The 261-nt window shown below is 69.0% G+C and carries 1 pseudogene; it reads left to right on the top strand.

Features of this window, described 5'->3' with window-relative positions:
• A pseudogene (locus V5F48_RS25165) lies at positions 1-261 on the top strand (MFS transporter); the annotation flags it as partial.

Below are 261 nucleotides of genomic sequence, written 5' to 3'. Positions count from 1 at the left end.
CCCTTTGCTGGCGGCGGACTATGCCGGCTCGTTCCTGATCCTCGCCATGGTTTCGCTGCTGGCGGCGGGCCTCCTGCTGGGCGTGGACATGCCGCAGCCCGCGCGGAGCGCATCGAGCGGCGGGCGCCCCTTAGGCGCGATCATCCGGCAGCCCGCTTATCTCGTCGCCTTGTTTGGCGCGGCCACGGGCTATGGCGTGATGATCCTCGCCATGACGGCGACCCCGCTCGCCATGCTGCACCATCACCACGACCTTTCGGT

The organism is Xanthobacter autotrophicus ATCC 700552 (assembly GCF_043194565.1).
GTDB lineage: Bacteria > Pseudomonadota > Alphaproteobacteria > Rhizobiales > Xanthobacteraceae > Xanthobacter > Xanthobacter autotrophicus_F.
The sequence above is the reverse complement of the archived record's forward strand: the minus strand, read 5'-3'. Positions and strand labels throughout refer to the sequence as shown.